The following is a 20,719-nucleotide window of genomic DNA, read 5'->3' on the forward strand; positions in this document are numbered from 1 at the left end:
ACTTCGACGCGCTGGCGCGAAGCGGCTTCGATCGGGCCCTTGCCGTCGATCGGGTTGCCGAGCGCGTCGACCACGCGGCCGAGCAGGCCCTTGCCGACGGGGACGTCGACGATCGTGCCGGTGCGCTTGACGGTGTCGCCTTCCTTGATCTCGGCGTCCGAGCCGAAGATCACGATGCCGACATTGTCGGCTTCGAGGTTGAGCGCCATGCCCTGCACGCCGTTGGCGAATTCGACCATTTCACCGGCCTGGACATTGTCGAGGCCGTGGACGCGGGCGATGCCGTCGCCGACCGAGAGCACCGAACCGATTTCGCTGACCGTGGCGTCGGTCCCGAAATTGGCGATCTGGTCCTTGATGACCTTGCTGATTTCAGCGGCGCGGATTTCCATTATTCAGCCTTTCATCGGGCGTTTTGGCGTAGGGGGCGTTCAGCCCTTCATCGCCTGGGCGAAACTGTTGAGACGGGTACGGATGCTGCCGTCGATCAGCTGGCTGCCCAGCTGGACGACGAGGCCGCCGAGAATGGCGGGATCGACGGTCGTCGCGACGGTGACGTCGCGGCCGACACGGGATTTGAGGTTCGCGGTCAGCGCCTTCACCTGCTCGGCGGTAAGCGGGTGCGCGCTGGTGACCTTCGCCGTCACTTCGCCGCGGTGATCGGCGACGATCGCGTTATAGGCGGCGATCATGCCGGGCAGGTCGGCGAGGCGGCGATTCCCGGCAAGGACGCCGAGGAATTTGCCGGTCAGCGAATCGAGCTTGAGCGCCTTGGCGACGGCTTCGATCGCCTTCGCGGCGTCGCCGCGGCTGACGACGGGGCTTGCGATCAGCGCCGCCAGATCGGCCGAATCGGCGAGACCGGCGGTGAGAGCGCCGAGGCTCTTCTGAACCGCATCGATCGCGTTCGATTCGCGGGCCAGATCGAACAGCGCGCTGGCATAGCGGCCCGCGAGGCCCGCCGTGATGTTGCCCTGAATGCCGCCGGAATTCTCCACGCGCGAAAGTCCTTCTCTACGATCCCGAGGGGGATGGCTGCGCGGATTGTGCTGGCGTCCGAAGATGCCCCCGCTGCAAAGTCGCGGCGCGCGTAGCAACGATTCCGGCGCAATGCAAGGCGGGGGGTGGGATGAATCCCGACACCCCCCAAAAGCCGCTCGCCCCCCGCCTTCGCGGGGGCAGGCTCTAAGCTTGTCGAAGGGCCGTTCTTTCTTCAAAGGTTGCAAGAAGGAAGGACGGGACTTCGACAAGCTCAGTCCGAACGGGTGAAGGATAAGTATATGGGCGAGACGATCCGGATGACGATGGACGATGGCGCGGAGATCGCGGTCTATCATGCGCCGCCTGAGGGCGAACGGCGCGGCGGGCTGGTCCTGATCCAGGAAATCTTCGGGGTCACCGATCATATCCGCGAGCTGTGCGACGAATATGCCGCCGACGGCTATGAGGTGCTCGCCCCCGCGCTGTTCGACCGCGAGCATCCGGGATTCGAGAGCGACTATTCGGGGCCGCAGTTCGAGCGCGCGGTCGAGCTGGCGCGGAGGCTCCATCCGTTCGAGCAGAGCCTCAAGGACGCGCAGACCTGCATCGACGCGCTGAAGGGGAAGGGGCCCGTCTTCATCACCGGCTATTGCTATGGCGGGTCGGTCGCCTGGCGGATGGCGCAGATCAGCCCCGACCTCGCGGGCGCGTCCTCTTATTATGGCAGCCTCGTGCCGACGCAGTTTGCGGACGAGGCGCCCGCCTGCGCGACGATCGCCCATTTCGGCCGCTTCGACGGCGGCATTCCGATGGAAGGCGTCGAGGCGCTGATCGCGAAGGATCACCCGACCGCGCAGATCTTCGTCTATGAGGCCGGGCACGGCTTCAACAGCGACCGGCGCAAGGATTATCACGAGCCGTCGAGCGAGCTGGCGCGCGAGCGCACGCTGATGCTGTTCAGGGCGTGCGAGGGTTAGAGGCGCCGCGCGGCGCGCTCATAGGCTTCGTTGCGTTCGCATTTTCCAATGGCGACAATCTGGACGACGATGCGATCGTCGAAAACGCGATAGACGAGCCTGTATCCCGCCGAGCGCAACTTTATCTTGTAGCAGTCGGGCAAGCCATGCAGCCGATCCGCTTCGACCCGGGGTGTATCCAGACGTTCGCGCAACTTCTTCTCGAGCTGTTTGCGCAGCGGCGACGCCAGCTTGTCCCATTCCTTCTTGGCATCACGGAGGAAGGTCAGCCTATAGGTCGTCAATCGAAACCTCGATTTCCTCCTGACCCTGGCGTTCCTTGACGATCCGCACCAATTCGATGTCGTCGAGCGCGTCGAGGATCGCTTCCCACGCGTCGGCGGGGACGAGATAGGCCTCAGGCGTGTTGCGGTTGAGGATCGCGACCGGCGCGCCATCTGCGGCGCGGATGGCGGCGGACGGATTCTTCTTGAGTTCCGAGATGCTGATACCGAAATCGGCGAGAAGCGGCTTTCCCATGACCATTTAATAGGTCTTTTAACTGGTCACGTCAAGGCGCCGCCGTCTTCTGGCACTGATAGACGAGCCGCTCGTTCGGGCTGGCGGGCAGGACCGAGCGGATCGCTTCCTGCTGCGTCGCCAGCCCCGCGAGCGCATCGGCGTCGGCGGTGCAGCTCTTCAGCGTCACGCCGGCGCGGATCTCGCGCGCCTTTGTCATCGTGTCGGCATCGAGCAGATAGCGGTCGACGCGATATTCCTTGCCCGTCGGATCGAGCGAGGCGACCGTCACCGTCGCTTCGTCGTTGGGGACGAGGATGCGCTGCCAATGGCCGTCGGACCCTTGCGCATATTGGGTACGGTCGTTGACGCAGCCGTTCGCGCCGATCTTCACCGGCACGTCGGTGGTCGCCGAGACGGTGATGCGGCTGCGGTCGGGGCGGATGGTGCAGAGGAACTGGCCGCTGGCGAGCTTCGGCGTCTCGGTCGTCGCGGGCGGCCTGGTGTCGTCCTTGATTTCGGCGTGGGCGTCGGGGCGGGTGACGAACAGCACTGCGGCGGCGAGTATGAGGACGGCGCCGATGCCGCCTGCGATCTTCGCGTTCCGCATATTCTTCTGGTTGTAGAACATGAGGCCCGCGCCCGCCGACAGCGCGCCGATCACGAACAATACTCCGGCGAGCGCGATGCGATTTTCGCGGGCGTCGAGTGCTTCCTCCTCGGCGCGCGCCTGCTTGAGCTGGCGGTCGAGCGCGGCCGCCTGTTCCTTCGCGGCATTGGCCTCGGCCGCCTTGCGCGCGTCGGCGTCGAGCGCGGCGCGGTCGCGCGCGTCGGCTTCGGCCATCGACAGGCACGGTGTCCCGATCGATCCATATTGCTGTCCGGCGTCGGCGAGGAAACGCGTGAGTTCGCGGGTCGAGATCGCGAAGGCGAAGGGCGAATCGCCGTCGTCGGCGCGGGTGATCGCGGTGTTGATGCCGACGATGCGGCCGCACTGGTCGACGAGCGGCCCGCCCGAATTGCCGCGCGATATCTTGGCGGTGTGGACGAGCATCGCGACGCCGTCGACAGTCTGGGTGTTCGACAGATTGCCGTCGCTGCGCACCGGTGTGCGCGGCGTGATATAGTCGGCGGCGCTGCGCGCGGTCGCAAGATCGACATTGCCCGGATAGCCGAGCGCGACGATGTCGGCGCCCGAATCGAGCGGGCCGGTATAGACCGCCGCGACGGGGAGCCGTGCCTCGCTGATCTCGATCAGCGCGAGGTCGCGGTTCGTATCGACCGCGATCAGCTTGGCGGCGTAGCTTTTCTGCCCTTCCGACGGGACGACGCCGAGCGCGACATTGCCCGGATATTTGACCGCCGATTCGACGACATGCGCGTTGGTGACGATCCGCGTCGGCGAGATCGCGATGCCGCTGCCGTGGCCGAAGCCGACGACCTCGCCATCGACCATCGCGACGGTGACGACGCGCACGACGCTGCGCGAGGCGGCGCTGATATCGTCGGCGGCGTGCGCGGGCAGGGTGACGGCGAACAGGGCGAGCAGGAACGCGAGGAGGCGGGTCATGGCGGCGACCCTAGCCGCTGACGATCGGAAGGCAAGTCAGAGGTAGGGGCTCCACATCATCATCCACGCGCCGGCGCTGCCAGCGAGGATGACGACCCCGCAGACCGCGAGCAGCGCGGCGACGCCCTTTCGCGCGGCAGGCGTTCCGCGCGTGCCGGCGCGGATATAGAGTTCGGTGACCGCGAGCGGCAGCAGCGAATTGGCGAAAGCGAGGAACAGGTCGAAGGGACCGTCCATGGCCTGACCGATCCCGGCGCCGCCGGTCGCGATCCCCCACGCCATATAGCCGACGCGCATGAACCACACCGCGCTCGCGACTGCGAAGAGGCGCAAGGCCCAGCGGCGGTGCTCGGCGAAGCGGCGCGCCCGCGCGCTGCGAAAGGCGAGCATCGCGAAAGCGAGGATGAGCAGCGCGTCGAGGCTGATCCCGACCGCGCCGGTCAGGTTCATCCACGTACCGCGGCCCCAGGTCAGCCAGAGCCCGCCGAGCGCGAGCATTGCTGCGCTGAGAAGATAGAGCCGTCCGTTCCAGCGGTGGACTGCGGGCCAGCGATTTCGGATCGCGGGGACGAGCTGGACCAGCCCGCCGAAGGTGATGACCGCCGCCATCAGCACATGTACCGCGAAGAAGAGATTGCCGCCGGTATCGCCCGCGACGAAACCCTTGATCAGCGGCTTGCTGTTCCACGCGGCGAAATCGCCCGACAGCGACGACGGATAATAGAAGAGCAGGATGAAGGCGGTGAAAAGCAACTGCCCTGCCGCGATCGACAGAAAACAGAAGGCCGCGGCGCGACCGAGCCAGTCGGTGCGGCGCGCCGGACGTGCCGGCGTGAAAGATGCGTCGATGGTCGCCATAATGCTCCCCGATGTCGGCACGAGAATGCCCGAGGGTTCATGGTGAGTCAATGTTATAATACAGCAATACAGTAAGGGTGATGTTTGACCGCAAGCATCGGGACGCACGCGAAGCGAGGCCATGGCAATCAGGCAGCGAGGTCCTTAGAAAGGAAAGACAATGAACGCCGAAACCATGACCGACGACGATCGCTGGGCGGCGGTGCTGCGCCGCGACCGCGCGCTCGACGGGCGCTTCGTCACCGGGGTGCTGACGACCGGTATCTATTGCCGGCCGAGCTGCGCGGCGCGGCACCCTTTGCGCGAGAATGTCCGCTTCTTCGCGGACGGCACGGCGGCGCGCGAAACCGGGCTGCGGCCGTGCAAGCGGTGTCTGCCTGATGACGTCGCGCGCGACGAGGGTGCGGTGCTCGCCGCGATACAGGCGATCAAGGCGAGCGAGGAACCGCTCGCGCTCGCCGATCTCGCCGCGCGCACCGGCTATTCGCCGACGCATTTCCAGCGCGTCTTCACCCGCCATACCGGGCTTTCGCCCGCCGCCTATGCGCGTGCGCTGCGCGAAGAGCGCGCGCGGCAGGCGTTGAGCGACGGCACGCGGGTCACCGATGCGATCTATGACGCGGGCTTTTCGGGGCCGTCGCGCTTTTACGAAAATATGGAGGGACGCATGGGCATGACGGCGTCGGCGTGGGTCAACGGCGGCCGGGGTACGACGATCCACTGGGCGGTCGTGCCGACCAGCCTTGGCGACATGCTCGTCGCCGCGACGGAGAAAGGCGTCTGCCGCCTGTCGTTCGACGAAGGCCGCGAAGCGCTCGAGGAACGCTTCCCCGCAGCCGATCTCGTCGAAGGCGGCACGGCGTTCGAGGCGCTGCTGAAGGAGGTGGTCGATGCGGTCGAGGCGCCGACGGGCGGCTTCGACCATATCCCGATCGACGTGAAGGGCACGGCCTTTCAGGAAGCGGTGTGGCGCGAGCTCAGGAAAATCCCGGCGGGTGAGACGCGCAGCTATGCCGATATTGCGGCTGCGGTCGGCAAGCCGAAGGCGGTGCGCGCGGCGGGCAGCGCCAATGGCGCGAACAACGTCGCGGTGTTGATCCCGTGCCATCGCGTGGTACGCAGCGACGGGACGCTCGGCGGCTATGCCTATGGGCTGCCGATCAAGCGCGAACTTCTGAAAAGGGAAAGCCGATGACCGACAAGATTGCCCAGTTCCGCGCGCTGCATGTTCCCGGCGACCCGCTGATCCTCGTCAATATCTGGGACGCGGGGAGCGCGAAGGCGGTCGCGGCAGCGGGTGCGAAGGCGATCGCGACGGGCAGCTACGGCGTCGCGGGTGCGCAGGGCCGCGCCGACGGCGAGGATTTCCCGCTGGAGGATGTGTTCGAAAATCTCGCCCGCATCCTGTCGGTCACCGACCTGCCGGTCACGATCGACATGGAATCGGGCTATGGCGCCGACGCAGCGGCGGTCGGCGTCTCGGTCGGCCGCGCGAAGGCAGCGGGCGCGGCGGGGATCAACATGGAAGACCGGCTGCCCGGCGAATTCGAGCTGTTGGCGATCGCCGAAGCGCAGGCGCGCTATCGCGCTGCCGCCGACACCGGCATCTTCGTCAATGCGCGCTGCGATGTCTTTCGCGGACAGGATGCGGTGAAGGATGGCGACGCGCTCGTCGCGGCGACGCTCGAACGCGCGCGCGCCTATGCCGATGCGGGGGCGGGGTCGCTGTTCGTGCCCTTCCTGCTCGACCCCAAATGCATCGGGGCAATCTGTGAAGGTTCGCCGCTGCCGGTCAATATCCTGCGCGGCAAGGGCGGTCCGACGCACAAGGAACTCGCCGCGCTCGGCGTTGCGCGGATCAGCCACGGGCACCAGCCGTGGGCGGGTGCGATGGAATGGCTCACCGGGCAGGCGAAGCAGGTGCTGGGCGGCGAAGAGCCCGATTATTGAGGTGTCGCCGAGCCCGGCCGCGCCACGGCGTACATTTCCTTCGCGATCGTCTTGAGCAGCGCCATCTTGTCCTCACCCTCGGCATAGAGGTCGAAATGGGTGCGGCCGGGGACGAAGCGGAACGAGGATTTCGCGCCGAGCCCGTCGAGAACCGCCTGCAGACGGTGCGCAGGGCCGTCGAGATAGAAGGTGTCGGCGGTCCCGACGATCAGGTGGATCTTGCCGTCGAGGTCGGGCTTCAGCGCCGGCCAGTCGCGCGCGACGATGTGCGCGATATCGTAATGCTCGCGCCAATAAGCGGCGACGGCGGGGTCGATCCTGCCGGTCGCGCGGTCGAACAGCGGACAAGGGCGGCCGTCGGGGCAGCGCGGCGAAAAGACCCAGTCGAAGCTCGCGAACTGGCCGCCATAGGGGCCGAGCGCCGATTCGAGCTGCGCGAACTGGCGCAGCGTCGCGACGACCTTGCCCTCGTCGCGGATCAGCGGCCGGTCTTTTCCGTCGGCGCCGGCATAAGCGTTGGCATCCGGTGCGTAGATGTCGATGTTGGTGAAGTCGTGGAAATCGCCGGGATCGGGCGACGTCGGCCAGGTGCCGCCGAAGATCTTCGGATAAGCGACCTGCAGCCATAGCGTCGACCAGCCGCCCGAGCTGTGGCCGTTGAGGAAGCGGCCCGAGGCGCGCGCATCCATGCGGTATTTCGCCTCGAGTGCTGGGATCGCCTCGCTGGTCAGCGCGGCGCCCCACGGGCCGTTGTTCGCCGAATCGGCAAATTCGTGCGTGCCGGTCGCGATATGGTGGTCGAGGATCACCCAGATCATCGGCGGCATCTCGCCCTTCGCCATCATCGCGGCGACGCCGGCGGCGTTCATCTTCGCGCTGTCCGCATTGCTGCCGAAACCGCCATCCGAATAGGCAACGGGATAGGTCTGCTTGCCCGCCGCATATCCGGGCGGCAGCGCGATCCAGCCCTTGATCGAGGTCGCGCGTCCCGAGAATCCGGTCATCAGCGGGCTGGGGACATCGACCGCTTCGACGTTCCGAAGGCCCAGTTCGACCTCGGCGCGCTTGTCGGCCGGGAGCGAGGCGAGGCGCGCATCGAAGTCGCGCGCGGAAATTTCGGTGTCGAGCGTCAGCGTCGGGACCGGCCCCGGCAGCTTCACCTCGACAACCCGCGATACCAGATCGCCGGGACCGCGGCCGCCGTAATTATAATCGTGATTGCGATCGAGCACGGCCTGCAACCGGTAGGTGCCGGGAGCGAGCTTCGACCAGGCGGTCGGAAAGGCATCGACGTCGGTGCCGACGAGCGCCGTTTCGCCGGGTGCGAGATGCTTGACCTCGATCGCCGCGATCGCGGTGCCCGTTGGCTCGAACGGCGAGGTATCGACCTCATCCTGCGGCTTGGCGCCGGGCTCGACCTTCTGCGCGAAGACGAGCAGGCGTCCCCCGGCGTCATCGCCGAGGTCGCGTGTCGTTACCACCGGGACGGCGACGGGCGCGGCGCTCGCGGCCTGGACCGGGAGGGATGCGGCAAAAGCCAGCATGAGTACAGAAAGCGCGCGGTGCGATTGCAGGCAGGGCATGGCCGAGGTCTAGTTGGGTGGCGCGATGTGTAAAGGGCTTTCGTCTACTCGTCGGTCTCGGTTCCGGCCTTCGGAGGGGTCCTGCCTTCGGCCCGTGCGCGCATGGCTTCCAGCTCATCGAGGAGCTTCAGGCCTTCGCCGCCGCCATGCGGATCGAAGGCGATGACCTTGGCGAGATGGATCGCGGCATCGAATTTCCGCTGTCCGGCGAGCGCGAAAGCGTAGCTGACCCGCGTCTGGCCGTTTTCGGGTGCCAGCGCGAACGACCGGGCCAGCCCGTCAATCGCGATGGACGGCGGCGCGATGCCCTGAGCTCCAAAGCTTTCATAATAGGCGAAGAGCGGTACGGGATCGTCGGGATTGGCCTTGTTCGCGGTAATGATCGGCTTGCGCGCCGCATTCCAGTCCGCTGCCGAGGGATCGTCCTTGTCTCGCAGGTCGGCGATCCTCATGCGGCCGAGCAGGACGTTGGCGCGAACATGCTTCGGTTCGATCGCCAGCGCCCTGTCGATCGCCGCCCGGGCGGCCGCTGTTTCGCGCTTTTCCTTGCCCATGTCCCATTCGGCCATGGCGAGTTCGTACCAGATGTTCGCATCGTCGGGATATTCGACCGCCAGCTTCCTCAGGGCATCGCGCACCTTGACGAGCCGGGCTTCGTCCCTGTCGGCGCTCTTTCGCGCGAGCTGCAGCGGCAGCATCGCATCATCGGCCACCGATAGAGCCGTGACCGTAATGGCGCCGGCGACGGGTACGGGTTCGGCGGTGGTGCGATAGGTCAGGCGCTTGGCCAGATAGGCGTTGAGGTCGCGGTCGAGCTGCGCGAGGTCGCCGAATGCGTCCGCGGCAGCCTTTTTGGCGGGCACCCCCTTGTTGATAGCGTCGATATAGGCGCCAAGTTGCCCCGCGCGTTCCGGGACATTGTAAAGCATGTGCGTCAAAAGCCAGGAGCGGCCATAATAGACATCCATCTGCCCCGAATTGTGCATCGTCGTGGGCCGTTGAAGGAGCAGGGTCTCGGCGGGTATCTTGGGCATTTCGAGCAGCCCATAGGCGCGCCCATAGGGTGGCTTTCCAATCTCGGCCTTGCCCTCCCTGGTGAAATCGGCGGTCGAATAATATTCCGCGAAACCTTCGATGAACCAGGCGGGAAAGGCGGCCGGCAGATAGCGGCGCATGAAGTGATGGCTATATTCATGGAACAGCGTCTGCTGCCATTCGGGCGTGCCCTTGATGACGGTATCTTCGCGGTTCGAGACTGCGTAGCTGCCTTCGGGGTCGGGTCTGTAGAATCCCGCTATCGATGGACCGAGCCGGCCGCCGGTCAACTTGCCGGCGTCGGCGGCGCGCTCGACCAGATAGACGGTGAGGCGGTTGGGTTCCTTGTCGCGCGGGATGCCGAAGCGGATGCAAAGCGCCGCGTCGAAGCGCTCAAGCTTGCCAGCGAAATTGCGGAGCGACTTGTCGCTGCCCTCGCTATAGATGATGAAATTATCGGTGTCGGCGCGAAGCCATTTGGCTTCGGCCGGTGCCGCCGCGAACGCCGTGAATCCGGCCGCCAGGCCCCATAATAATTTCTGCATCTGCGTCCCCCGTCCGCCATGTGCCAGTGCGGCCCGCCGCTGTAAAGCGCTGCGGACGCTAGACAAAGCTGTACGGGTCGATGTCGATCGCGAGGCGCGCCTTCGCCGGCCAGTCGATGCGGCCGACCCAGTCGCGAATTGCCCCTTGCAGGTCGAAGCTGCGCGGCGCGTGGAGCAGCAGGCGGAAACGGTGCCGCCCGCGTAGCATCGCGAGCGGTGCGGGGGCGGGGCCGTAGATGGCGAGACCGTCGGCGGCGGGCGCCTTTTCGCCGAGCCGCTGCGCGACCCCGCGCGCGATTTCTATATCTTCGGACGAGATGACGAGCGCGGCGAAGCGGCCATAGGGCGGCGCACCGGCGTGCTTTCGCGCCGCGGCCTCGGCGGCGTAGAAGCCTTCGCGGTCGTTGGCGACGAGCGCGGCCATCACCGGCGCGTCGGGCACACGCGTCTGGATCAGCACCTCGCCGGGTTTCACCCCGCGCCCGGCGCGCCCCGCCACCTGCGCCATCTGCTGGAAGGTGCGTTCGGAGGCGCGGAGGTCGCCGCCGTCGAGGCCGAGGTCGGCATCGACGACGCCGACGAGCGTCAGGTTCGGGAAATGATAGCCTTTGGTCACGAGTTGGGTGCCGATGATGATATCGACCATCCCCGCCTCGACCGCTTCGACGAATTCGGCGGCCTTGGCGGGCGACCACAAGGTATCGGAGGTGACGATCGCGGTGCGCGCCTCGGGGAAGCGCAGCGCCACTTCGTCGGCGACGCGTTCGACGCCGGGGCCGCAGGCGACGAGGCTGTCCTCATCCTCGCACTCGGGGCAGAGTCGCGGTGGTGGCATGACATGGCCGCAATGGTGGCAGGCGAGGCGGTGGACGAGGCGGTGCTCGACCATCCATGCGGTGCAATTCGGGCACTGGATGCGGTGCCCGCAGGTGCGGCAGAGCGTCAGCGGCGCGAAGCCGCGGCGGTTCAGGAACAGCAGGCTCTGTTCGCCCTTCGCGAGGCGGTCGGCGAGCGCCTCGACGAGCGGCGGGGCGAGCCAGCGGCCGCGGTCGGGCGGGTCGCTGCGCATGTCGATGGCGGCGAGGTCGGGCAGCGTCGCGCCGCCGTATCGCGCGGGGAGGATGATGTGGCGGTAGCGGCCCGCCTCGACCATCGCGAGACTTTCGAGCGCGGGGGTCGCGCTGGCGAGCACCACTGGCAATCCCTCGAAATGCCCGCGCATCACCGCGACGTCGCGCGCGTGATAATGGACGCCATCCTCCTGCTTGAAACTCGTCTCATGCGCTTCGTCGACGACGATGACGCCGAGATGGCCATAGGGCAGGAACAGCGCCGAGCGCGCCCCGACGACGATCTTCGCCTCGCCCGCCGCGATGCTGTGCCAGGCGCGGCGGCGCTCGGTCGAGCGCAGCCCGCTATGCCAGGCGACGGGCTCGCAGCCGAAGCGCGCGGCGAAGCGCGTCAGCATCGGTTCGGTCAGCGCGATCTCGGGGAGCAGGACGAGCGCCTGCTTGCCCGCATCGATCGCGGCGGCGATCGCCTCCATATAGACTTCGGTCTTGCCCGATCCGGTGACGCCGTCGAGCAGCAAAGTCTCGAATTTCGCGGCGGCGACGGCGTCGCGCAGTTGCTGCGCGGCCGCCGATTGCTCGGCGGAGAGGTCGGGCGGCGCGAAGGCGGGATCGGGTTCGGGATAGGGCGCGTCCGCCGAGACGCTGACCGCTTCGAGTGCGCCGGTCTGGACGAGCCCGCGGATCACCGCCTCGCTGACCTCGGCCATCGCCGCGAGTTCGCGGACGATGCCTTGCCGGTTGCCGATCTTTTCGAGCGCGACGGTGCGCTGCGGGGTCATGCGCTTGGGGATTTCGCCGGTCGCGCGATATTCGACGATCGGGCGGCGCGCGTCGGCGAAGGCGGCGCCGGGGAGAACCATGCGCAGCACCGATCCCGGCGGCGCAAGATAATAGTCGCTCGTCCATTCGACGAGGCGGCGGAGCGGGGCGGGGACGGGCGGCACCGGCACGACCTCGAACAGGTTGCGGAGGCGATTGTCGCCGACCGGATCGGGCGCACCGAAGCTTGCATCCTCCCACACCACGCCGCCCATACGCCGCGGCCCAAGCGGCGCAACGACGACGCTGCCGAGCGGCGCGTCGGTGCCGTAGGGCACGCGATAGTCGAGCGGGCCGAGAGCGGCGGTCAGAAGGAGGACGCGGGCGCGGGTCATGGGCTGGGCAGGATATAGGGCGCAGCGGGAAATAGGAAAGCGGTGAGGTCGGCGATGGCGGTTAACGACCGAGAGTTGCCGCACTCTCTCCCTTCGTCATTCCCGCGAAAGCGGGAACCCAGGGATGGGTAAGCGGACGGACGCTCTGGGTCCCCGCTTTCGCGGGGATGACGAAGTAAAGAAAGGGCACGTCCGCTCCCCACCCCGAAGCCGCCGCAAGCTTCCACTTATGCTGAGGCCAGTGCCACCTTTTTCGTGCGGCGCTTCGCCGGTTTCGGCCGCCGGAACCAGAAGCTCCACACGGCGAAGCTGCCGAGCATCGTCATCGAAACGCCCGAGATCGTCATGACGACCCGCCAGCCCCAGCCGCCGACCTTGGCCGCGTGGATCGGAAAGGCCTTGTTGAAGGCCTGCGCGCCGCTCGGCATCGCCAGCGCATCGCGCGCGCCGAGCAGCTTGCCGGTTGCGGCGTCGAACCACAAGGTCGAGCGGCCGTTGGGGAGCCACTCGGCCTGTTGGCGCATCCGGAGCATGATCGGGTCGCCCGGCTTGCGCGGCAGGCTGAGGATGCGGAATTCGGCGTCGGGGAAGCGGCGGCGCGCTTCGGCGAGCATCGCCGCGTAATCGGGCGTCTCGGCGAGCGGGCCGCCCTTGTATTTCGGCGGCTTCATCGCCTGAGCGGCTTCAACGGGCGAGCCGAAGGGAGCGATCATCGCCATCGCGAAGGGCTGAAAGATCATCATCGTGCCGGTGACGACCGAAATCAGCAGCAGCGGCGCGGCGACGATGCCGAGGTCGCGGTGGTGCATGACGATCGCCGGGCGGCTCATCCGCTTCGGCCAGAGCCGGAACTGGAAAGTCTTGCGGGTGCGCCACCACAGGATCACGCCGGTGATGACGAAGAACAGGCCGCAGAGCCCCGCGGTCCCGATCGCCCATTCGCCCGTATCGCCGGTGAAGAGATGGTGGTGGAAATCGAAGATCCAGAGCTCGGGGCGCTCCCACTGGCTCGCCCAGCGCGTGACGACCTCGCCCGACTGGCTGGCATAGGCGCCCGCCTCCTTGCCGAAGCGGAGTTGGTGGAGCCCGAAGCGCTCATCGGCATAGATGATGCCCTGCGCGCCGGGCATCGCCATCAGCCTCTCGGTCGTCGCCGTAACGGTAGCCAGGTCGCCGCGCAGCGGATCGCCGGTCCCCGGCAGCCCGATCCACAGATGTTCCCAGAGCAGGATCGTGCCCGACAGCCCGAGCAGCGCGAGCACCAGGCCGATCAGGCCGCCGGTCCAGCGGTGGAGGGTGTCGAGCAATTTCATGATTTCAATGCCACGTCATTGCGAGCGGAGCGAAGCAATCCAGAGTGGCCTTGCTCCGCTCTGGATTGCCGCGCGCCTTCGGCGCTCGCAATGACGAAAAGGTGCATCATCAGAACCGGTAATCCCACCCCAGCGTGAAGGTCCGCCCGCGTCCCGCGAAGAAGGAGAGGTTGTCGGTCGGAAGCCGCGTGTCGCTGGAATAGTCGATATAGAATTTGTCGAACAGATTCTGCACGCTGAGACTCAGCCCGCCAAAGCCGGTCTGGTAGCGCAGGCTCGCGTCGGTGATGTTGTAGCCGCCGAAATTGTTGCGCGGATCGGGGTTGGCCTTGCCGTGGAAGGTGCGATCCAAAAAGAATTGCGTCTGCACCAGCGCCGAGACCGGCCCCTTGTTGTAGCTCGCGCTCAGATTCAGGCGGTCGGGGGAGATGTTGCTGCCGTCGAGGTCGGTATCGACGATCCCGTCGGGGTTCGCGCTGTCGCTGTCGTACTTGCCCTGGATATGGGCGTAGCCGACGCCGAGCTTCAGCCCGTCGACCGGCATCGCGACGCGGAGGTTCACCTCGAGCCCCTCGATCTCGACGCGCTGGCGCTGGACGTCGAAGATGCGGTCGGGGCGGGCGATGAGAAGCTGACCCTTGTCGCTCGACGACCAGAAATAGGTCGCGCTGGCATCGAGCGGACCGCGCTTCACCTCGACGCCGATTTCGCGGTTGTTCGAGACGACCGGCGAGATGTCGAGGAAAGTGTCGAGATCGACCCCGGCGCGGTTCACCGCCCGCGTGATGCGGCCGATGTCGGGGACGGTGAAGCCCTCGGCATAGCTCGCATAGGCGCGGATGCCCGCCCACGGCTCGACGATCAGGCCGCCGTTGATCAGCAGGTCCTGAAACTTCGGCTTGCCGCCCGCGACATCGACGCCGCCATAGGTCGACGGGCCGCAATTGGTGGTGACGGTTGTCGAACAGGCGCGGAAGGTAGTCGAGGCGAGGGTGTGATAATCGTCGATCTTGATCTTCACATTCTCCCAGCGCACCCCGCCGGCCAGACGGACAATCCCGTCGAACAATTTGAGGTTCGCCTGCCCGAAGGGCGCGAGGCTACGGAAATCGCTCGGCGGCACCCAGACGCGGCCGGTCGCGATCAGCGCCTGCTCGGTCTTGTCGACGAGCGCGTCGAAGCCGATCGTCAGCGTCAGATCCTCGAAGCCGGGGACCGCGCGCTCATAGCTGAACTTGGCGCCCAATTTGCGGCTGCGGTTCTGCGACTGGTCGAACAGGGTGCCGACCGGGGCGAGCGCGGGGTCTTGGAAGGTCGCCTGCGTCACGACCTCGCCGCCGAAGGTGTCGCGGCTGCGGTTGAAGAAGATCTGGCTGACGAAATTTCCGCCGCCAAGGTCGCTGTCGGTCAGCGACAGCGCGACGCTTTCGGTGCGGTTCTGCGCCGACTTGCCCGGCGGATCGCCGCGCACCGCGCTCGTCGGAACGCCGGTGAGGCGGTTGCCCGGAAGCGCGACATAGTCGCCGTCGCCCTTGAGCTCGAAACGGCTCGCGATCAGGTCGAGCCGCGCGGTCGGCGACAGCTCGTAGCCGAGGCGGGCGAAAAGCGAGAGCGTCCGCGAATCCTGCGTCTCGCCCTGCGTCAGGTTGAGCCCGGCGCGGCGGCCCTCGCCGTCGTAGAAGACGCCGCGCTTCTCCCACGCCGCGCCGACCGTCGCGTCGAAGCGCCCGGCCTTGTACTGGACGAGCCCCGCGACCTTGCCGCCGATCCCGTCCTTGCTGAAGCCGTCATCGGCGGTGCCCTGCAGCAGGACACGGCCGCCGAGGCCCTCTTCCTTCGGCGCGCCGACGGTGACCTGATTGACGATGCCGCCGGTGCCGCCGATCCCCTGCAACGCGTTCGAGCCGTAGATAAGCTCGACGCGATCGACGAAGAAGCCGTCGATCGTGAAGCCGTCGCGGCTGCCGTCGCGCATCGGGGTCGATTGCGGGATGCCGTTGATCGCATAGAGCGGCGAACGCCCGCGCAGCGTCTCGCCCGCGCCCGACAGCTTCTGCCGCGTCGGCGAGAAGCTGGGGGTGAGGTTCGACACCGCATCGGTGACCGAGCCCGAGATGGCGAGCTGCTGGTCCAGCGTGTCCTTGCCGATCAGGTCGATCGTCAGCGGCAGCGCGTTCGGCGGCAGGATCGTGCGCGCCGCGGTGACGACGATGCTGTCGTCCTGCGCGGCGGCGTCATCGGCCGGGACGGCATCCTGCGCGAAGGCGGGGGAGGAAAGCGTGCCGGAGAGCAGCGCCGCGACGAGCCATTTGCGATTCATTATCAACTCCTGTTTCGGAGTGGCCGCTAGTGCGACACATTCGCAAATGCAAGGGATTTTCGGGGACGGATGACGGCGGAAAGCGGGGCCAGGGGGCATCGTCACCCTGGGCGTGATCGGGGCCCCACTTTACACAGCGCTGAGAGAATGGATTCCGGATCAAGTCCGGAATGACGACGGGCAGAAAACGACCGGAAGGGGACATTGGATTAGAGCGGCACGGATGGCGGCAAACGACCGAGAGTTGCCGCACTCTCTCCCTTCGTCATTCCCGCGAAAGCGGGAACCCAGGGATGGGTAAGCGGACGGACGCTCTGGGTCCCCGCTTTCGCGGGGATGACGAAGTAAAGAAAGGGCAGCGTCCGCTACCCACCCCAAAGCGGCGGTCGCGTCGCCGTTGCGGGGTGACGCCGCGCCCCAAAGCGCGCTATCACATCCCTGATGCGCGAGAAGGAATTACGCTTCGCCCTGATCTGCTACGGCGGCATCAGCCTGGCCGTCTACATGCACGGCATCACTAAGGAGGTGTGGCGGCTCGCCGCGGCGTCGCGGGCGTTTCATGAGGGGGCCGAACAGAGCGGGTCGGGCCGCGTCTATGCGGAGCTGCTCGCGGCGCTTGCCGAGAAGGGCGGGGTCAAGCTGCGGGTGCTCGCCGACATCGTCGCGGGGGCGAGCGCGGGCGGGATCAACGGCATTTTCCTCGCGCGCGCGATCGCGACCGGCCAGTCGCTCGACCCGCTGACCGAACTGTGGCTGAAGGATGCCGACGTCGACCAGCTGCTCGATCCCGACGCGCGGCCGCTGTCGGCGGCGACCAAATTCTGGGCGGTGCCGATCGCCGGCTGGATGATGAAGAAGCGCGGCAACGTCATCGACCGCACGGTGGGCGAGGGCGCGCAGGACGAGGTGCGCGCCAAGCTGTCGCGCTTCGTCCGCGCGCGCTGGTTCGAGCCGCCCTTCGGCGGCGAAACCTTTTCGGGACTGCTGCTCGACGCCTTCGACGCGATGGACAAGGGGCCGGTGGGGCCGGCGCTCGTGCCGGCGGGGCAGCCGGTCGATCTGTTCGTGTCGGTCACCGACTATGCCGGGCACCAGACCTTCCTGTCGCTCAACAGCCCGCCGCGCGTGACCGAGGAGGAGCATCGGCTGATCCTGCGCTTCCGGCACGACGTGCGCGCGGGAAAGAGCCTCGACGATGTGCCGTCGCTGACCGCCGCGGCGCGCGCGACCGCGAGTTTCCCCGGCGCCTTTCCGCCCTTCACGCTCCGCGAGCTCGACCGGGTGCTCCACAAGCGGCGGATCGCCTGGCCGGGGCGCGACGGCTTCATCCGCGCGCAATTGCCCGCGGGCGGTGAGGGCGATCCCGCCGACCGGGTGCTGATCGACGGATCGGTGCTGGCGAATGCGCCCTTCCGCCCCGCGATCGCGGCGCTCAAGCAGCGCCCGGCGCGGCGCGAGATCGACCGGCGCTTCGTCTATATCGACCCCAAGCCCGACTACCGCTCGATCAGCTTCGGCAAGCCCGGCGAGGTGCAGGAGGGCGAGGAGGCGAAGCTGCCCGGCTTCCTCTCGACGATCCTCGGCGCGCTCTCCGAAATTCCGCGCGAACAGCCGATCCGCGAAAGCGTGGAGGCGATCGAGGGCATGTCGCGCCGTATCCGCCGGATGCAGCATATCGTCGACGCGATGAAGGTCGAGGTCGAGGAACAGGTTGCGGCGCTGTTCGGCACGACCTTCTTTCTCGACACGCCGACCCCGGCGCGGCTGCAGAAATGGCGCGCCAAGGCGCAGGATCAGGCGGCGGCGCGTTCGGGCTTTTCCTATGCGCCCTATGGGCATCTCAAGCTGTCGTCGGTCGTGGAGGAGCTGGTCGGCGCGGTCGACCGGCTCGCGCCGCCCGCGGGGGACATCCACCGCCGTAACCGCCGCGCCGCGCTGTGGGACGAGATTCGCGCGCGCGGGCTCGACCGGCTGTCGGGCCGCAAGGGGATGGGGGCGAGCGACGATGCGGTGGTCTTTTTCCGCATCCATGACCTCGGCTTCCGCATCCGCCGGCTGCGTTTCCTCGCGCGCGAGCTCGACCGGGTGGTCGAGGCGAAGCGCGATGCGCGCGACCCGGCCTGCGACGCGATGCGCGACGCCATCTACGCCGCGCTCGGCCTCTATCTGGAGCGTGAGGGCGATAATTGGCTGGCCGGGATCGACGTGCCCGCCGATGCCGATCCCGCCGCATGGATCGATGCGATCGGCGAGCGCCGCGATCTGATCGGGGCTGACAGCGAGGCCGACGAGCGCGTCGCCGAAGGGCTGGCGCAGCTTCCGAAGGATGATCGGCGGACGCTGCTGCTCGCCTATCTCGGTTATCCCTTCTACGACATCGCAACCTTGCCTTTGTTGCAGGGCGAGGGGTTCGACGAGTTCGATCCGATCAAGGTCGATCGCATTTCGCCGTCGGATGCGACCGCGATCCGCACCGGCGGCGCGGCGGCGATGTTGAAAGGGGTCGAGTTCAACAGCTTCGGCGCCTTCTTCAGCCGTGCGTACCGCGAGAATGATTATCTTTGGGGACGGCTCCACGGCGCCGACCGGCTGGTCGATATCGTTGCGAGCAGTGTTGCGGGGGCGCTGGCGGCCGACGCGCTGGCGGCGATCAAGCGGCGGGCGTTTCACGCGATATTGGAGGAGGAAGAGGCACGGCTGCCGAAGGTGAAAGGGCTGATTGCGGAGTTGAGGTCGGAGATCGGGTAACCACAAAGTGTCATCCCCGCGAAAGCGGGGACCCAGGAGCGCCGTCAGCCTACGCCCGCTCTGGGTCCCCGCTTTCGCGGGGATGACACTATTGGAATGTTGGCGATATCGGGACGGATCACTCCGTCAGATCGTCCCACATGTCCTTGATGCGTCCGAAGAAGCCCTGGCTCGCGGGGCATTCGTCGCCGGTTTCGGTTTCGCGGAACGCCTGCAGCAATTCCTTCTGCTTGGCGCTGAGCTTCGTCGGCGTCTCGACATCGATCTGGACGACGAGGTCGCCGGTGCCGCGGCCATTGAGCACCGGCATGCCCGCGCCGCGCTGGCGGAGCTGCTTGCCCGACTGGATGCCCGCCGGAATGCCGATGTCGTGTTTCTTGCCGTCGAGCCCGGGAATCGCGATCGAGCCGCCGAGCGCCGCGGTGGTGAAGCTGATCGGCGCGCGGGTGAAGAGCGTCGTGCCCTCGCGCTCGAAGACCTTGTGCCGCGCCATGTGGAGGAAGATGTAAAGATCGCCCGGCGCTGCGCCGCGCGCGCCGCTCTCGCCCTCGCCCGACAGGCGGATGCGCGTGCCCTCGTCGACCCCGGCGGGGATGTTGACGGTCAGCGTCTTGCGCCGGTCGACGCGGCCTTCGCCATGGCATGTGTTGCACGGGTCGGCGATCACCTCGCCTGCACCCTGACAGGTCGGGCAGGTGCGCTCGACCATGAAGAAGCCTTGCTGCGCGCGCACCTTGCCGTGGCCGGCGCAGGTCGAACAGCGGTGGGTCGAGGTGCCGGGCTTGGCGCCCGATCCGTCGCATGTCTCGCAGCGGGCGGCGACATCGACCTGAATCTCGCGGCTGATGCCGGTGAAGGCGTCCTCGAGCCGGATTTCCATGTCGTAGCGAAGGTCGGCGCCGCGCGCGGGGCCGCGCTGCTGCTGGCGCCCGCCGAAGGCCGATCCGAAGATCGATTCGAAAATATCGCCGATGTCGCCGAAATCGGCGCCGTTGCCGCCGCCGAAGCCGCCCGCGCCGTTGACTCCGTCCTTGCCGAAGCGGTCGTAGGCGGCGCGCTTCTGCGGGTCCTTCAGGCAGTCATAGGCCTCGTTGATCGCCTTGAAGCGCGCCTCGCTGTCGCCGCACCCCGGATTCTTGTCGGGATGATATTGCATCGCGAGCTTGCGATAGCTCGCTTTCAGCGTGGCGTCGTCGGCGGTGCGCTCGACTTCGAGCAGTTCGTAATAATCGATGTCGAGCGACATTCTTCAAAACCCCCTCAACCCCGCCGCGCCCGAAGGCCCGGCGGGGAGAGCTTCTGTCTTACTTCTTGTCGTCTTCGACTTCCGAGAATTCGGCATCGACGACATCTTCGTCGGCCTTCTGCTCGCCAGCGTCGGCGGCGGGCGATGCCGCGGCCTGCTGTTCCTTTTCATAGATCGCCTGGCCGAGCTTCATCGCGACCTGCGCCAGCGCCTGCGACTTTTCGGTCATCGCGGCGGGATCGCCGCCTTCGACCGCGGCCTTGGCTTCGGCTACCGCTGCTTCGATCTCGCTCTTGAGGCCAGCATCGATCTTGTCGCCATGTTCCTCGAGCTGGCGTTCGGTCGTGTGGATCAGGCTTTCGGCGTTGTTCTTCGCCTCGGCCGCCTCGCGGCGCTTCTTGTCCTCTTCGGCGAACTGCTCGGCGTCCTTGACCATCTGGTCGATGTCCGCGTCGCTGAGCCCGCCCGAGGCCTGGATCTTGATCTGCTGCTCCTTGCCGGTGCCCTTGTCCTTGGCGTGGACCGACACGATGCCGTTGGCGTCGATGTCGAAGGTCACCTCGATCTGCGGCACGCCGCGCGGCGCCGGCGGGATGCCGACGAGGTCGAACTGGCCGAGCATCTTGTTGTCGGCGGCCATTTCGCGCTCGCCCTGGAAGACGCGGATCGTCACCGCCGACTGATTGTCGTCGGCGGTCGAATAGACCTGCGACTTCTTGGTCGGGATGGTGGTGTTGCGGTCGATCATGCGCGTGAACACGCCGCCCAGCGTCTCGATGCCGAGCGACAGCGGGGTCACGTCGAGCAGCAGCACGTCCTTGACGTCGCCCTGCAGCACGCCCGCCTGGATCGCGGCGCCGATCGCGAC

The 20,719-nt window shown here is 67.0% G+C and carries 17 protein-coding genes; 4 read left to right on the forward strand and 13 right to left on the reverse strand.

Annotated features, from left to right (window positions below; translation table 11 throughout):
• On the reverse strand, positions 1–392 hold a 392-nt coding region (locus tag ACE3SL_RS06595; RefSeq protein ID WP_374524957.1), incomplete at its 3' end, for an HAS-barrel domain-containing protein.
• A gap of 39 nt (positions 393–431) precedes the next feature.
• A complete protein-coding gene (locus tag ACE3SL_RS06600) occupies positions 432–998 on the reverse strand; it encodes a F0F1 ATP synthase subunit delta (RefSeq protein WP_374524958.1) in 567 nt (188 codons plus the stop codon).
• A 282-nt stretch (positions 999–1,280) separates the two neighbouring features.
• On the opposite strand from ACE3SL_RS06600, the gene ACE3SL_RS06605 reads away from it, so the two are divergent.
• Positions 1,281–1,958, forward strand: coding sequence for a dienelactone hydrolase family protein (locus tag ACE3SL_RS06605; RefSeq protein WP_374524959.1), 678 nt, complete (start codon positions 1,281–1,283; stop codon positions 1,956–1,958).
• Here ACE3SL_RS06605 and ACE3SL_RS06610 read toward each other — a convergent pair.
• The 4 genes from ACE3SL_RS06610 to ACE3SL_RS06625 are packed head-to-tail and all read right to left on the reverse strand — an operon-like array spanning position 1,955 to position 4,884.
• Entirely contained in the window at positions 1,955–2,242 is a 288-nt protein-coding gene (locus ACE3SL_RS06610; protein ID WP_374524960.1) for a type II toxin-antitoxin system RelE/ParE family toxin, read from the reverse strand. The two genes, ACE3SL_RS06605 and ACE3SL_RS06610, sit on opposite strands and share 4 nt — an antisense overlap.
• Positions 2,229–2,477, reverse strand: a complete 249-nt coding sequence (locus ACE3SL_RS06615; RefSeq protein ID WP_297663609.1) for a type II toxin-antitoxin system Phd/YefM family antitoxin — start codon at positions 2,475–2,477, stop codon at positions 2,229–2,231. The genes ACE3SL_RS06610 and ACE3SL_RS06615 overlap by 14 nt, the downstream gene beginning before the upstream one ends.
• Positions 2,478–2,508: 31 nt before the next feature.
• Positions 2,509–4,026: a S1C family serine protease gene (locus ACE3SL_RS06620; protein ID WP_374524961.1), complete on the reverse strand. Its 1,518-nt coding sequence runs from the start codon at positions 4,024–4,026 to the stop codon at positions 2,509–2,511.
• A 36-nt stretch (positions 4,027–4,062) separates the two neighbouring features.
• Positions 4,063–4,884, reverse strand: coding sequence for a DUF2306 domain-containing protein (locus tag ACE3SL_RS06625; RefSeq protein WP_374524962.1), 822 nt, complete (start codon positions 4,882–4,884; stop codon positions 4,063–4,065).
• A 160-nt stretch (positions 4,885–5,044) separates the two neighbouring features.
• Between ACE3SL_RS06625 and ada the strand changes: the two genes are divergently transcribed.
• Together ada and ACE3SL_RS06635 are read left to right on the forward strand one after the other, a co-directional pair.
• Positions 5,045–6,079 (forward strand): bifunctional DNA-binding transcriptional regulator/O6-methylguanine-DNA methyltransferase Ada, encoded by a 1,035-nt coding sequence (ada, locus tag ACE3SL_RS06630; protein ID WP_374524963.1) that lies wholly within the window; start codon positions 5,045–5,047, stop codon positions 6,077–6,079.
• A complete protein-coding gene (locus ACE3SL_RS06635; RefSeq protein WP_374524964.1) occupies positions 6,076–6,834 on the forward strand; it encodes an isocitrate lyase/phosphoenolpyruvate mutase family protein in 759 nt (252 codons plus the stop codon). Before ada ends, ACE3SL_RS06635 begins: the two co-directional genes overlap by 4 nt.
• On the opposite strand, the gene ACE3SL_RS06640 is transcribed toward ACE3SL_RS06635, so the two are convergent.
• From ACE3SL_RS06640 to ACE3SL_RS06660, 5 genes are all read right to left on the reverse strand, one after another.
• Entirely contained in the window at positions 6,828–8,378 is a 1,551-nt protein-coding gene (locus ACE3SL_RS06640) for an alpha/beta hydrolase (protein ID WP_374524965.1), read from the reverse strand. The genes ACE3SL_RS06635 and ACE3SL_RS06640 overlap by 7 nt on opposite strands.
• Before the next feature lie 83 nt (positions 8,379–8,461).
• Positions 8,462–9,997 carry a hypothetical protein gene (locus ACE3SL_RS06645; protein WP_374524966.1) on the reverse strand — a complete coding sequence of 512 codons (1,536 nt, stop codon included), beginning with the start codon at positions 9,995–9,997 and terminating at the stop codon, positions 8,462–8,464.
• 58 nt (positions 9,998–10,055) lie between these two features.
• Entirely contained in the window at positions 10,056–12,224 is a 2,169-nt protein-coding gene (locus tag ACE3SL_RS06650) for a primosomal protein N' (RefSeq protein WP_374524967.1), read from the reverse strand.
• A gap of 227 nt (positions 12,225–12,451) precedes the next feature.
• Positions 12,452–13,537, reverse strand: a complete 1,086-nt coding sequence (locus ACE3SL_RS06655) for a PepSY-associated TM helix domain-containing protein (RefSeq protein WP_374524968.1) — start codon at positions 13,535–13,537, stop codon at positions 12,452–12,454.
• Between the two features lie 109 nt (positions 13,538–13,646).
• Positions 13,647–15,857 carry a TonB-dependent receptor gene (locus ACE3SL_RS06660; RefSeq protein ID WP_374524969.1) on the reverse strand — a complete coding sequence of 737 codons (2,211 nt, stop codon included), beginning with the start codon at positions 15,855–15,857 and terminating at the stop codon, positions 13,647–13,649.
• A 441-nt stretch (positions 15,858–16,298) separates the two neighbouring features.
• Here ACE3SL_RS06660 and ACE3SL_RS06665 point away from each other — a divergent pair, with 441 nt between their 5' ends.
• The gene (locus tag ACE3SL_RS06665; protein ID WP_374524970.1) at positions 16,299–18,605 is read left to right on the forward strand and encodes a patatin-like protein; all 2,307 of its coding nucleotides are present in this window, start codon (positions 16,299–16,301) and stop codon (positions 18,603–18,605) included.
• 118 nt (positions 18,606–18,723) lie between these two features.
• Here ACE3SL_RS06665 and dnaJ read toward each other — a convergent pair whose 3' ends face one another.
• Together dnaJ and ACE3SL_RS06675 are read right to left on the reverse strand one after the other, a co-directional pair.
• Positions 18,724–19,851, reverse strand: a complete 1,128-nt coding sequence (gene dnaJ / locus ACE3SL_RS06670; RefSeq protein ID WP_374524971.1) for a molecular chaperone DnaJ — start codon at positions 19,849–19,851, stop codon at positions 18,724–18,726.
• A gap of 58 nt (positions 19,852–19,909) precedes the next feature.
• On the reverse strand, positions 19,910–20,719 hold an 810-nt coding region (locus tag ACE3SL_RS06675; protein WP_374524972.1), incomplete at its 5' end, for an Hsp70 family protein.

Origin of the sequence: Sphingopyxis sp., from assembly GCF_041916015.1 — a bacterium.
In the GTDB taxonomy this organism is placed as follows: domain Bacteria; phylum Pseudomonadota; class Alphaproteobacteria; order Sphingomonadales; family Sphingomonadaceae; genus Sphingopyxis.